This window comes from Massilia arenae (genome assembly GCF_008014745.1).
GTDB classification, from domain to species: domain Bacteria; phylum Pseudomonadota; class Gammaproteobacteria; order Burkholderiales; family Burkholderiaceae_D; genus Telluria; species Telluria arenae.
Map to the genome: position 1 here is coordinate 188782 of NZ_VPFD01000003.1, position 13792 is coordinate 202573.

Below are 13792 nucleotides of genomic sequence, written 5' to 3' on the forward strand. Positions count from 1 at the left end.
GCTGCCGATCGGCAACTACATATAAAAAGCTCAGGACGTTATCGAATCGTCCAGAACGTCGTCGAACAGCCGCAGCTGCTCGACGGTTTCGGACTCGCCCAGGCGCACGCCCACGCCCAGCAGGCGCACCGGGCGGCTGGCGCGGGCCCAGCCGGTTTCCATCAGGCGCGCATAGGTCGGAATATGTGGCGCATAGCCCACGCACTCGACCGTCGTCTGCTGGAAATCCGAGAATTTGATTTTTACGAATAGCTTGTTGATGAATTTTTCGGCATTCGCGCGCTTGATGCGGCCCAGCAGATGCTCGTACAGGTCCGGCAGCAACTTGAGGCAGGCGGCCAGGTCGGGCACGTCGGGCGTGTAGGTTTCTTCGGTGCTGATCGACTTGCGCTCGCGCGAGACGTTCACTTCGCGGTGATCGGTACCGCGGCTCAGGTCGTATAGGCGCGCGCCGAAGCTGCCGAAGTGTTCTTGCAGCTGGTCCATGCTCCAGCCACGCAGGTCGGCGCAGGTCTGCAGGCCCAGGCGGTTCATCTTTTCTGCCGTCACCTTGCCCACGCCATGGAGCTTCTTGACCGGCAGCGCCGCGACGAAGGCATCGACTTCGTCGGGCCGCACCAGAAACAGTCCGTCCGGCTTGTTCCAGTCGCTGGCGATCTTGGCCACGAACTTGTTCGGCGCCACGCCGGCCGAGGCGGTGATGCCGACGGTCTCGAAGATGCGGCGCCGGATCTCTTGCGCGATCAGGGTCGCGCTGCCCTTGCAGTGCGGGGAATCGGTGACGTCCAGGTAGGCTTCGTCGAGCGACAGCGGTTCGACCAGTTCGGTGTAGTCCTGGTAGATGTCCATGATCTGGCGCGAGGCGATGCGGTATTTTTCCATCGCCGGCGGGATCACCAGCAGGTCCGGACACAGCTTGATGGCGGTGGCGGTCGCCATCGCCGAATGGATGCCGAAGCGGCGCGCCTCGTAGTTGCAGGTCGCGACCACCCCGCGCTGGTCGGGCCGGCCGCCCACGGCGAGCGGACGGCCGCGCAGCGACGGATCGTCGCGCATTTCGACCGACGCATAGAAGCAATCGCAATCGCAGTGGATGATTTTTCGGACCGGGGCGTTCACGCTGGAGGCCGCCCCGCGTGGGGAGGACTACTGTAATTGCATACAGTATCGTCCGAAATCCGGTTTGGCGCAAGCTAGCGCGCCAGGAAGCCGTCCCGGTGCACGTTGGTCATCGCCTGCACCCAGGCCGGATAGTACGTCGGCAGGCTGCTGGCCGCATCCAGTTCCGCCATGTCTTCGTCTGACAAAACCAGCGCCAGCGCGCGCAGATTGTCCTGCAACTGCTCCGGACGACGGGCGCCGACGATGGCGGTGGTCACGCCGGGACGCGCCAGCAGCCAGGCCAGCGCCACCTGGGCCGGCGTGGCTTCGACCCGCGCCGCTACCCGCTTGACGGCGTCGATCACGGTATAGCCGTGCTCCGGCTCGATCGGCGGGAAGTCGATGTGGATGCGGCGCGCAGCCGGATCGCTGCTGCCGGCGCGGTCGAATTTGCCGGACAACAGGCCGCCGGCCAGCGGGCTCCAGGCCATCAGGCCGAGCTGCGCGTCCTGCACCTGCGGCAGGATCTCTCGTTCGACGTCGCGCACCGCCAGCGAATAGCAGGCCTGCACCGACACGTACGAGGACCAGCCGTGCAGGCGGGACAAGCCGAGCGCCTTGGCAGTCTGCCAGCTCGACAGGTTCGAGCAGCCGATGTAGCGGATCTTCCCGGCGCGCACCGCGTCGTCGAGCGCGCGCAGCGTCTCTTCCATCGGCGTGAGTGCGTCGACGTTATGGATCTGGTACAGGTCGATATGGTCTGTTTTCAGGCGCCGCAGGCTGGCCTCGAGCGCGCGTGTCAGGTGCAGGCGCGACTGGCCCGCGTCGTTCGGGCCCTTGCCCATCGGCGCGTGGAATTTGGTGGCGAGCACCACCTGTTCGCGCCGGCCGGCCAGGGCTTGCCCCAGCAGGCTTTCGGATTCGCCGTCGGCATACACGTCGGCGGTGTCGATGAAGTTGATGCCCGCTTCCAGTGCCGTGGCCACCAGGCGCTCGGTGGCGGCCAGGTCCAGGCCGCCGACCTTGTCATAGGGCGGCGTCGCCGCGCCCCCAAAAGTCATGGCGCCCAGGCACAGGCGGGAAACGATGATGCCGGAGTTGCCGAGTCGTCGGTATTGCATGAGAGAGACCTTTCAAAAAAATCGATGAGGCCAGTGTAGAATCGGGCGGCGCGGCCTACCATGCTGCGTCCTCCACCGTTCATGCGCGACCGTCCAGACTTACCTTCCGATCCGCTCTCCGACGTGCTGGCCCTGCTCCAGGTGCGCAGCGGCGCCGCGCTGCGCATGAGGGCCGGCGGCCCGTGGGCGCTGCGCTTTCCTGCGTACCCCTACCTGAAATTCATCGCCCAGCTGCGCGGCGTCCTGTTCGTGCAGGTCGAGGGCGACATCCATCCCTATCGGCTCGAGGCGGGCGACTGCCTGTTGATGCGCAGCGGCCGGCCTTATGTCGCGGCCACCGATCTTGCACTGCCGGCCCAGGATGGCCCGGCGCACTTCGCGGCGCTGCTCGGCGGTGCGACCACATGGGGCGATCCGAACGCCGCGGACGGCATGGAGATGATCGCCGGCCGCTTCGAATTCGACGCCTCTCAATGCGACTTGCTGGAACAGGTGGTGCCGCCCGAGCTGCACATCCGTGCGGATGCGCAGGCCGCGCCGGCGCTGCGCGCGCTGCTGGATTTGTATGGCCGGGAGGCTGGCGCGCCGGATGCGGGCGCGCGACTGGTGACGGACGGCCTGGCGCGCATTGCCCTGGTGCAGGCCCTGCGCGAACCGGGCGGCGCGCGGCACGGCTGGCTGGGCGCCCTGGCCGACCCGAAGATCGGCCCCGCGCTGCGCCTGCTGCACGGCGCGCCCGAGCGGCGCTGGAGTGTCGAGGAACTGGCGCGCGAAACCGCGATGTCGCGCTCGGCGCTGGCGCAGCGCTTTCGTCAGCTGGTCGGCATGGCGCCGCTGCAGTACCTGCAGGCCTGGCGCATGCGGCTGGCGCGGAAGGCGCTGCATGAAGAAGACACGCCGCTCGCCACCCTCGCCTGGCGCCTCGGCTATGCGTCCGAGAGCGCGTTCAGCGCCGCTTTCAAGCGCAGCAGCGGCAGCGCGCCGGGACTGTACCGGCAAAAAAAACGCGCGGCCGAGACCGCGCGTTCACCTCATCCTGGCGCCGACGCGCTTACCAGGTGAGCTTCAGGCTGTACTTGCCATTGGTGGCGCCGGTGCCGCCGCTGTAGTAGGTCACGCGCACGTAACGGGTCGACGCGCTGGTGCCGGTATTGCTGGCGCTGACGCTGTCCACCGCGCCGACGCCATTCTGGCTGGTGCCCAGTTGGGTGCCCGAACCGTTGTACACGTACAGGTCGTAGTCGGCATTGGAGAGGCCCGGGGTCAGGACCGCGCTCAGCGTTTTACCGGCCGGCAGGTCGACGCGGAAGTAATCCGTGTCGGTGGTCGAGCCGAGGTTGCCGTTCACCGTCGTGTTGCCGACCGTGACCGGATCGGCGGTGGCGGTGGTGTTGTTCGCCTCGCTCTCGGCCAGCGTGGTGGCCGCCGCGCCGCCGGTGGTGGCCGCATTGACCGCCGCGGTGGCGTCCACGATGCCGGTGCCGCAACCCGAGCAGCTGGCCGGGAAGGCGCGCGCCGTCGATTTCAGTTTCGACTCGATGTCGTCCGGCGTCAGGTTGGCGTTCAGCGCCAGCATCAGCGCCGCCACGCCCGCCACGTGCGGCGTGGCCATCGAGGTGCCCTGGTAGGCCGCGTAGCTGTCCGAGGCCGGCGCGGTGGTGCCGGTGTTGAGCGTCGACAGCACGCCATTGGCGCCGTCGCCGCCCGGCGCCGCCACGTCGACCAGGGTGCCATAGTTGGAGTACGAAGCGCGCCCGCCCGTGCGGCCGGTGGCAGCTACCGCGATCACGCCCGAGCAGTTGGCCGGGCTGGCGTTGCTGACGTTGACGGCGTCGTTACCGGCGGCCACCACCACCACCGCGCCGCGCGAACGGGCGCCGTTGATGGCGTTCTGGGTGGTCGCGCCGCAGGCGCCGCCGCCGCCCAGCGACAGGTTCAGCACGCGCGCCTTGTTGGCATTGGCCGGCACACCCGACACGCTGCCGCCCGACGACCAGGTGATCGCGTCGGCGATGTCGGAGGTGTAGCCGCCGCACTTGCCGAGCACGCGCACCGGGACGACCTTGGCGTTGTAGGCCACGCCCGCCACGCCGGCGCCGTTATTGGTGCGCGCCGCCACCGTGCCGGCGACGTGGGTGCCGTGCCAGCTCGAACCCTGGTCGCGGGTCGGCTGGCCATTGCCGCATTCGCCGGCCACCACGGCGTCGCCCGGATCGCTGGCGTCGCTGTCGCGGCCATTGCCGTCGTTGCCGATGGTGGCGGTGCTGATGAAGTCATAGCCGGCCAACAGCTGGCCGGACAGGTCGGCGTGCGGGCGGTAGCCGGTGTCGATCACCGCCACCACCACGCCGCTGCCGGTCGACTTGTCCCAGGCGGTCGGCAGGCGCAGGCCGCCGGCGGTTTCATAGTAGTGCCACTGGTCGGTGTAGCGCGGGTCGGTCGGCGTCGCCATATGCGTCATGATGCGGTCCGGCTCGGCGTATTCGATGGCCGGATCGCGCGCCATCATCTCGGCGGCCAGCGATTCGACTTCCTTCAGGTGGCGCCGGCGGTCGAGCTTGAACACCTGGGCGCCGGTCGAGATGGCATGGCTTTCCTTGACCACCACGCCGAACTGCTGGCCGGCGCGGTCGAGCTTTGCCTTACGGTCGGCGCTCACACTGGCGACCCGGGCCACGGCGCCGCTGGCGGCAGCCTGCGAGTCGCGGTACTTCACGATGATACGGTCTGTCTCCACGACGAACTGCGCGACGGACTGCGGTGCGCCGCTGCCGGCCTCGCCGGCGGCCGCGAGGGCGGATCCGGTTCCCAGCGCCAGCGCGACCGCTGCACACATCTTCAACACGGTCGGATGAATCGAATGCGTCTGCTTCATGGTTCTTCCTTCTTCAAGGTTTTCCGTCAAGCGATGGCTCGCTTGTGTCGTTGTAGGACCGGCAGTGCCGGTGCCGTCTCGAGGCGGCGAACTCAGCGTAGGTGAAAGAAAGAATCGGCAGGAAGAAATTCCAATCGTTTTCGGCGTGCATACAACGGTTAACTCGGCACATCCGGCAAAAACATGACTTCTTCGGCAAATCGTTAAATATGCAGAATATTTATTGCCACAATAAAGATATTGAACAAGTATGCATTGTGAATATGGTAATTAGCAGATAAATATTCATGTCACACTTATGGTTTTTATCCATGAGCGGGTGAGCCAAAACGAAAAAAAGAGCCGCGCAATGCGCGGCCCTCCGGTTCAGGCTAACTGACTGCTACACGATCAGAAATTGCCCTTGAACTGCATACCCCACTGGCGCGGCTCATTGGTGAAGCCGGTCAGGTTGTTGAAGTCGATGGCGCCGGTGATGCGGCGCTGGTCGAGGATGTTGCGGCCAAACGCGGCGACTTCGTACTTGCCGTTGCCGAAGATGTAGCCGACGCGCACGCCGCCTTCGGTCAGAGGCGCGCCGGTGAACTCGGTCGCCTCGTACAGGAAGAAGTTGATCTTGCTGCGATACGACCAGTCGGTGAAGACATACAGCTCGCCGTCACGGAACGGCACGCCGTAGCGGGCGGTCGCGTTGAAGGTCCAGCGCGGCGCCTGCGGCAGCGGGTTGCCGTCGATGACGACGCGGCCGAGGGCGTTCAGCGGGTTGGTGATGGTGCACTGTGCGCACTTGTTCACCGACAAGCTGCCGTCGCGGATCTGCGTGTAGTTGTAGCTGGCGCCGGCGCTCACGCGCAGGGCGGTGCTGACGGCCGCTTCGAAGTCGAACTCGGCGCCCTTGCCCTTGGTCTTGTCGGCGTTGATCAGGCGGTTGACGTTCGAGTTGCCACCCACCACGGTCAGCTGCTGGTCTTCGATCGTGTAGTCATAGATCGAGAACGAGGTGCGTGCGCGGCGGTCGAACAGGTCGGCCTTCACGCCCAGCTCGAACGACTTGATGGTTTCCGAATCGGCGATCGTAATCGGCACTTCGGCCGAGGCGGCGGCGATGCTCGGCGCGCGAAAGCCCGTGGCGGCGCGGCCATACACGTTCACGGTCGGGGTCACTTTATAGGTGGCCGACACGTCCCAGCTGATCTTGTCCTTGTCTTCCTTCACCGACGACGGCCCGATCTGGACGACGTTGTCCGCTTCGATGGTGCGGAAGTCCTTCTTGTCCTTGGTGTAGCGCAGGCCGCCGCGGACGGTCCAGTCCGGGGTCAGGTCGTAGCTTGCCGATGCGAAGGCGGCCCAGGCTTCGTTCTTCTGGTTCGAACGCAGGCGCGAGGTGCGCGCATAGGTGGTGCTGTTGAAGTTGTCGCTGCCGCCGGTCACGTCTTCATCGAAGAAGTACAGGCCGGTCTGCCAGTTGAACGGGCCGGCGTAGGCCGACTCGAGGCGGAACTCCTGGGTGTACTGGTCCAGGTTCTCGATATAGCCGTTGGTCTCGACCTGGAACGGGATGAAGCCCGGACCGGCCGGGGTGCCGCCGTCGATGTCGCCGCGGCTCGAGTAGTCGACGATGTGCTCGTAACCGGTGATCGAGTGCAGCTTGTAGTTGCCCAGGTCCCACTGCAGGCGCAGGTTGATGCCGTTGGTTTTCAGGCTCTGGAAGTTCTGGGCGTTGGTAACGATGTCGTCCAGGTCGGTGCCGTCGGCGAAGGTGTTGCTGCCCTTCTTGATCAGGTTGGCACGGAACAGGCGCGCGCTACCGTTGGTCTGGCGCTGGTGGAAGCCCAGCAGGCCGCTGAAGCCGTCCTTGCTGTACAAGAACTGCACGCGTTCGGCGTGTTCGTTGTAGCCGTCCAGTTCACCGGTCTTGCGGGTCTTGGCGACGTCGCTGAAGTTGTTGACGTAGTCGTCGCGGTGCTGGCCGACGGCCGACACGCGCATCGCCACATTGGTCGACAGCGGCACGTTGACGGCGCCTTCGGCGTTCATCGTGTAGTGCGAGGCGGCCGACAGGTTGTAGTAGCCCTCGACCTTCTTCAGGTTCGGCTTCTCGGATTCGAATTTCACGACGCCGGCCGGGGTGTTGCGGCCGAACAGGGTGCCTTGCGGGCCGCGCAGCACTTCGACGCTGGCCAGGTCGAAGATCGGGAAGCCTTTGAGGATCGGGTTCTCCTGCACGATGTCGTCATAGACGAGCGAGACCGGCTGCGAGGCGAAGGTGTTGAAGTCGGTGTTGCCGTAGCCGCGGATGTAGAAGCGCGGGAAGGTACGGCCGTTCGACGATTCCACGTTCAGGCTCGGCACCTTGCCGGCCAGCAGACGGATGTCGTCGCCGCCCGAGACCAGCACATCCAGCTTGTCGCCCTTGAGGGCGGTGACGGAGACCGGCACGTCGCGGATGTTCTCGGTGCGGCGCTGGGCCGTCACGGTCACGGATTGCAGTTGGAGGGACTGGTTGGACTCGGTCGTCTGGGCGAACGCCGGTGCGATCGGCAACGCGGCGGACAGCGCCAGCATTGCGCCATGCGCGCCGATAACGCGCTTGTGCATCTTGGACATCTTGGTCATGGAATGTTTTCCTGGTGATTAAAAAAAGAACCGATGTCCCCGTTCCTCTTCTTATGGACGCTACCCCCGCCGGGTGCGCGAGCGGATATGACCCGCCCTCGGCAGCGCATCTGAGGCGCACATCTTTGCGATGTTTTTAAGGTTGCCGACTTGTCAAAGGCGGTATTGTCCGTGATGGGTATGTGCGACGGCAAGTAAATATCGAACGTTACGCCTTGATTACAACACATGCAGATGTGCCGGTTCGGGCTACGCCTTCCGCCCCATCCGTCATGGGTCGAAAAAAGGTTTTTGAATATTTTTCGAAAAACCCTTGCAGACCTTGAAACCCAACCTCTATAATTCGGGCCTCTTCGGACGCAATGACAAGCGTCAGACAGAAACCACCGAGATGGGCGCTTAGCTCAGTTGGTAGAGCGGATCCCTTACAAGGATTAGGTCGGGAGTTCGAGCCTCTCAGCGCCCACCAAGCATCTCGATGGTCGATCGAAGGTACGATCAGAGTAAACGGAGCGGTAGTTCAGTTGGTTAGAATACCGGCCTGTCACGCCGGGGGTCGCGGGTTCGAGCCCCGTCCGCTCCGCCAGCATCAAGGAAGAAGGGTCCGATTCGTCGGACCCTTTTTCTTTTTCCGCGTCCGTTTCGTCGTCATGCCCTCCTGCGTACCGGATCCCCGACTTCCACCCGATCGCGCCCCGCGCGCTTGGCCGCATACAGGGCATGGTCGGCGCGCGCCAGCGCCGCGCTCAGGTCTTCGTTCGGATCGAGCACCACCACGCCGATACTGACCGTCATCGTGTAGCTCGGCCCGCTGGTGATCACGGTGGCCGCGCGCACCGCCCGGCGCAGGCGCTGGGCCGCCTGCACTGCGGCGTCGATGTCGACGCCGGGCAGCATCATCGCGAATTCCTCGCCGCCCAGGCGGCCGATGGTCTCGTGCTCGCGCATCACGTCGCGCGCGGTGCGGGCGAATACCTTGAGGGCGTCATCGCCGCTGGCATGGCCCCAGCGGTCGTTGATCTGCTTGAAGTGGTCAATGTCGATCATCATCAGCGCCAGCGGATGGCGCTGGCGCTGGGCCGCCAGGCGCGCACGCTCGGCGCGCTCCAAAAAGGCATGGCGGTTGGGCAGGCCGGTCAGGCAATCGGTCGACGCCAGCCTGGCCATGCGCGCGTCGTCCTTCTGCTTGCACAGCAAGAGGAAACCGAAGCCGTTGACGATCATGAGCAGGTAGCCGGTAAGATAGGCGGCTTCGCGCGCGAGCACATGGTCGAACGGCCCCTTGCCCAGCAGGACCGAGCCGGCCCACAGCGCGACCGCGACGGCGAACAGCGCGTCGTTGATGCCGATGATCCGCTGCAGCAGCGACGCATGGCGCCGGCGCAGCAGCACCCAGGCCATGGCGGCGGCGAACAGCGCCACCACGCCCGCCACCAGGGCGCTGAGCTGGGCGTGGCTGGCGCCGTGAATGCCGGCCGCGACCACCACCGTGGACGACAGCACGGCAACCGGCAAGACGATCCGGCCCCAGCGCGTGAAGCCGAAGAACACGCAGTAGGCGGCCATCTCGAGCGACACGGCGAGGATCCAGCCGATGCCTTCCAGGCCGCCCAGGAACGGCAGGTCCAGCATGGGGCGAGCCCAGCCGGCCAGCTGGCTCAGTCCCATGCCCAGGCGCGCCCACATCCACAGCTGCAAACCCGGATTGCGGTCGGCGCCGTAGGTATATCCTGCCATCAGGATCGCAAAGCCGACGTTACCGATCCCGAGCGCAAGAAGAAAAGTCTGTATATCGATCACTGCCTGTCCTCTTCGGAACGTTGGCGGGGCCACGCGCGACGGCTCGCGCAGCACATAACATCGCAGCAACTAATGTTGCCTTAAAGAATTTATGTTACACGCTTTCCAAAAACATGGCGCGCACGTTTGGTAGATGTATGGACAAATGCCACACTGTTGTGCGCGGCTGACGCTTTTTGATGCGTAGCAGCATCCAATCGCGGATAATCAAACAGACAACACACCGCACCATGCCGGAGCACTAGTGATTTTTCGTTTCCTCAAGCCCCCTCGGATGTCGCCGCGCCTGCACCGGCTGAAGAGTTCTTCCCTATTTAGTGCGCTGACGCCGCTGGAACTGAAGATTGTCGATGGATTGCTGCACGAACGCCGCTATCTAAAGGATGAGATCGTTTTCGACGAAGGAGAGGAAGGCCAGGCCCTGTATCTCCTGATGAGCGGCCGGATGCGCATCAGCCGCCTGCACGAGGGCATGACCCAAGTGGTGGCCGAGCTGGAGCCGGGCGGCTTCTTCGGCGACCTGGCCCTGCTCGACAACTCGCCGCGCAATGCCCAGGCGCGCGCGCTCGAGCCCTGCGAGGTAGCGGTGTTCTTCCGCGCCGACTTCCTGGGCCTGATGGAGACCGACGCCGTCCTCGGCTACAAGATCTCGCTGGCGCTGGCGCGCCACATTGGCCTGCGCCTGCGCGAATGGATGGGTACCGGCCGGCCGCAACTGGAAGCGCTATGAGTCCGGTGCCGGGCATCGTCAACGGCCCCGAGCGCGCCGGTCCCGTGGTCTGGACCGGGATCGTCGCCGCCACCTGCCTGCTGCTGCTGGTGGTCCAGCAACTGCTGTGGCTATTCCTGCCCTTCATCTTCGGCACCGTGCTCTATTACATCCTGCTGGGACCGATGCAGCGCATGGTGCGCTCGGGCTTCAGCCGCAATGCCGCCGCGGTCTGGGTCTGCACCCTGTTCTTTACGCTGGCCGCGCTGGCGCTGGCGCTGGCCCTGAGCTGGAGCGACGGACCGGAAGAAGACTCGTGGGAAGCGACCATCGGCCTGTACCTGGATGGCGGCGTGGCCTTCGTGCGCACCTCGCTGGCCATGCTCGAGGCGCGCTTCCCGATCCTTGCCGAGATACGCCTGACCTCGACCGTCGACATGGCGTTCACCACCTATACCAACGACTTCGCGCAGAACCACCTGGGCGACATCGTGGTCGGCGTCATGACCTGGGTGCCATCGCTGCTGCTGGCGCCCTTCCTCACCTTCTTCCTGCTGCGCGACGGCGTGCGCTTCAAGAAGTTTTTGGCGCGGGCGGTGCCGAATGCCTATTTCGAGCGTGCGCTGTACCTGCTGCACGAGGTCGACCAGACCGCGCGCCGCTATTTCGAGGGCTTGCTCAAGCTGACCGTGCTCGACACGCTGGTGCTGGCGCTGGGCCTGTGGGTGATCGGGGTGTCGTCGCCGTTGTTGCTGGGGCTGATCTCGGCGGTGCTGGCCTGGGTGCCGTTCGTCGGGTCGATTGCCGGCTGCGTGCTGGTGGTGATCGTCGCGTCGACCGATGCGCCGGGCAATCCGCTGATGGCCTATGGAGCGATCGGGGTGTTCGTGCTGGTGCGGCTGCTGGACGATTTCCTGTTCATGCCGCTGACCTTGGGGCGCAGCCTGCACATCCACCCGTTGGTGACGGTGCTGATGATTTTCATTGGCGGCATGCTGGCGGGCGTGGTGGGATTGATGCTGGTGCTGCCGCTGCTGGGGGTGGTGATGGTGATTGGCGAGACGCTGGGGACACTAGTGACCAATCCGCGGCTGCGGGCAAGGCATCGGTATGCGCGGGCCTTACGGACCAGGCAGGCCAGTGTCGACCTGGATATCGCGCGCGAGCGGCGCGGGGCGCCGACGCCGAATGGCGCGCTGAACGCGACGTCCAGCGCGCCCCCTGAGGCATGATTACTTCCTGACGGTCTTCGGCTTGGACTTGATGGTCGACAGGATCGACGGCGCCGCCTTGGTTGCCGGCGCACCGGTCGAACGCGCGGCCGGCACACGCTGGCTGCGGCGGTCGCCGCCTGGCACGGCCCGCTTCGGCGCCACCTCGATCACACGCCCCTTCGGCGGCGCACCGGCCGGACGACGCTCCTCACGCGCGGCACCCGGCAACTCGCCGCCCGGCGGCGGAATCAGATGCCGCTCGCCATTGCCGATCAAGTCGCCACGCCCCATGCGCTTGAGACCCTCGCGCAGGATCGGCCAGTTCTCCGGATCGTAATAGCGCAGGAAAGCCTTGTGCAGCTTGCGCGTCTTGCCGCTCTTGGCGGTTTCGACGATCTCCGAATCCTCGGTCACCTTGGCCAGCGGATTCTTGCCCGAGTGGTACATGGTGGTCGCCATTGCCATCGGCGTCGGCGTGAAGGTCTGCACCTGGTCGAGCTTGAAGTTGTTCTTCTTGAGCCACAGCGCCAGGTTCAGCATGTCTTCGTCGGTCGAGCCGGGGTGGGCCGCGATGAAGTAGGGAATCAGGTACTGCTTCTTGCCGGCCTCCAGCGAATACTTGTCGAACAGGCGCTTGAACTCATCATAGGCGCCGATGCCCGGCTTCATCATCTTCGACAAGGTGCCGGCTTCGGTGTGTTCCGGCGCGATCTTGAGCAGGCCGCCCACGTGGTGGGTCACCAGCTCTTTCACGTACTCGGGCGAGCGCACGGCCAGGTCGTAGCGCAGGCCGGAACCGATCAGGATCTTCTTGATGCCGGGGATCGCACGCGCCTTGCGGTACAGCGAAATCAGCTTGCTGTGGTCGGTGCCCAGGTTGGAGCAGATGGTCGGGTACACGCACGACAGGCGGCGGCAGCTCTCCTCGATCTTCTTTTCCTTGCAGGCCAGGCGGTACATATTTGCCGTCGGGCCGCCCAGATCGGTGATGGTGCCGGCGAAGTTCTTGGTCGTGTCGCGGATCAGCTCGATCTCACGCAGGATCGACGGCTCCGAGCGGCTCTGGATGATGCGGCCTTCGTGCTCGGTGATCGAGCAGAAGGTGCAGCCGCCGAAGCAGCCACGCATGATGTTGACCGAATAACGGATCATTTCCCAGGCCGGGATATGGGCCTTGCCATAGCTCGGGTGCGGCGCGCGTGCGTAGTTCAGGTCGTAGACGTTGTCCATCTCGTCCATCGCCAGCGGCAGCGGCGGCGGGTTGAGCCAGACGTCGCGGTCGCCATGACCCTGCACCAGCGCGCGCGCATTGCCCGGATTCGATTCCAGGTGGAACACGCGCGAAGTGTGCGCATACATCACCGGATCTTCGCTGACGGTCTCGAACGACGGCAGGCGCACCACGGTCTTGGCCGCCTTTTCGCGGGCCGCGGCCTGGCGCTGCTCGCGCGTCATGATGATGACGGGCTTGGCGACCGGCTCCGGTGCGGCGTTGTCGAGCGCGCAGGCTTTTGGATCTTCCAGCGCCATCGCGTACGGGTTCGGTTGCTTGTCGATGCGGCCCGGCACGTCCACGCGGGTGGAGTTGTGCACCGACCACTCTTCGTCCGGCAGCCAGCCCTGCGGCACCAGGAAGGCGGTGCCGCGCAGGTCGCGGATGGTCTTGATGTTTTCGCCGGCCGCGATGCGGCGGGTGAGGTCGACTAGCGCCCGTTCGGCATTGCCGAAGATGAGCAGGTCGGCCTTCGACTCGAACAGCACCGAGCGGCGCACTTTATCCGACCAGTAATCGTAGTGGGCGATGCGGCGCAGCGAGGCCTCGATGCTGCCGGCGATCACCGGCACGCCGGGGAAGGCTTCGCGGGCGCGCTGGCAATACACGGTCACGGCGCGGTCGGGGCGCTTGTTCGGTTCGGCGTTGGGGGTATAGGCGTCGTCGGAACGGATCTTGCGGTCGGCCGTATAACGGTTGACCATCGAGTCCATATTGCCGGCGGTGATGCCCCAGTACAGATTGGGCTTGCCCAGCGCGCGGAATGGCTCGACCGAGGTCCAGTCAGGCTGGCTGATGATGCCGACGCGGTAGCCTTGCGCTTCGAGCAGGCGGCCGACCAGGGCCATGCCGAAGCTCGGGTGGTCGATATAGGCGTCGCCCGTGACCAGGATGATGTCGCACGAATCCCAGCCCAACTTGTCCATTTCGGCGCGGGACATCGGGAGAAAGGGTGCAGTTGCACCGCGACTGGAGCGCTTGGCGACCGTCGCAAAGAGATTGGCTGGGGAGTTCATTGGCCGGCATTGTACCGGAAAACCATTTTTGGAGCAGCGAACCGCCCCGAAAAATGGCTTAAAATCA

The 13792-nt window shown here is 65.1% G+C and carries 9 protein-coding genes and 2 tRNA genes; 5 read left to right on the forward strand and 6 right to left on the reverse strand.

Annotated elements, in window-relative coordinates; translation table 11 throughout:
• Positions 1 to 30: 30 nt before the first annotated feature.
• Together dinB and FVD38_RS03485 are read right to left on the reverse strand one after the other, a co-directional pair.
• Positions 31 to 1119, reverse strand: coding sequence for a DNA polymerase IV (dinB, locus tag FVD38_RS03480; protein WP_229493385.1), 1089 nt, complete (start codon positions 1117 to 1119; stop codon positions 31 to 33).
• Positions 1120 to 1193: 74 nt separating this feature from the next.
• Positions 1194 to 2222, reverse strand: coding sequence for an aldo/keto reductase (locus FVD38_RS03485; RefSeq protein WP_147933540.1), 1029 nt, complete (start codon positions 2220 to 2222; stop codon positions 1194 to 1196).
• A 60-nt stretch (positions 2223 to 2282) separates the two neighbouring features.
• Here FVD38_RS03485 and FVD38_RS03490 point away from each other — a divergent pair, with 60 nt between their 5' ends.
• Positions 2283 to 3284 carry an AraC family transcriptional regulator gene (locus tag FVD38_RS03490; protein ID WP_147933541.1) on the forward strand — a complete coding sequence of 334 codons (1002 nt, stop codon included), beginning with the start codon at positions 2283 to 2285 and terminating at the stop codon, positions 3282 to 3284.
• Here FVD38_RS03490 and FVD38_RS03495 read toward each other — a convergent pair.
• Together FVD38_RS03495 and FVD38_RS03500 are read right to left on the reverse strand one after the other, a co-directional pair.
• A complete protein-coding gene (locus tag FVD38_RS03495; RefSeq protein ID WP_147933542.1) occupies positions 3274 to 5097 on the reverse strand; it encodes a S8 family peptidase in 1824 nt (607 codons plus the stop codon). The genes FVD38_RS03490 and FVD38_RS03495 overlap by 11 nt on opposite strands.
• Before the next feature lie 390 nt (positions 5098 to 5487).
• Positions 5488 to 7713, reverse strand: coding sequence for a TonB-dependent receptor (locus FVD38_RS03500; RefSeq protein ID WP_147933543.1), 2226 nt, complete (start codon positions 7711 to 7713; stop codon positions 5488 to 5490).
• A 393-nt stretch (positions 7714 to 8106) separates the two neighbouring features.
• On the opposite strand from FVD38_RS03500, the gene FVD38_RS03505 reads away from it, so the two are divergent.
• A tRNA-Val gene (locus tag FVD38_RS03505) sits at positions 8107 to 8182 on the forward strand.
• Positions 8183 to 8222: 40 nt separating this feature from the next.
• Positions 8223 to 8299, forward strand: a tRNA-Asp gene (locus FVD38_RS03510).
• Between the two features lie 62 nt (positions 8300 to 8361).
• Here the strand turns inward: FVD38_RS03510 and FVD38_RS03515 are convergent.
• Positions 8362 to 9513: a GGDEF domain-containing protein gene (locus tag FVD38_RS03515; protein WP_147933544.1), complete on the reverse strand. Its 1152-nt coding sequence runs from the start codon at positions 9511 to 9513 to the stop codon at positions 8362 to 8364.
• A 244-nt stretch (positions 9514 to 9757) separates the two neighbouring features.
• Here FVD38_RS03515 and FVD38_RS03520 point away from each other — a divergent pair, with 244 nt between their 5' ends.
• Positions 9758 to 10243, forward strand: a complete 486-nt coding sequence (locus tag FVD38_RS03520) for a cyclic nucleotide-binding domain-containing protein (protein WP_123069549.1) — start codon at positions 9758 to 9760, stop codon at positions 10241 to 10243.
• Entirely contained in the window at positions 10240 to 11454 is a 1215-nt protein-coding gene (locus FVD38_RS03525; protein WP_147933545.1) for an AI-2E family transporter, read from the forward strand. The genes FVD38_RS03520 and FVD38_RS03525 overlap by 4 nt, the downstream gene beginning before the upstream one ends.
• On the opposite strand, the gene FVD38_RS03530 is transcribed toward FVD38_RS03525, so the two are convergent.
• Positions 11455 to 13725, reverse strand: coding sequence for a YgiQ family radical SAM protein (locus tag FVD38_RS03530; RefSeq protein ID WP_147933546.1), 2271 nt, complete (start codon positions 13723 to 13725; stop codon positions 11455 to 11457).
• Between the last annotated feature and the right edge of the window lie 67 nt (positions 13726 to 13792).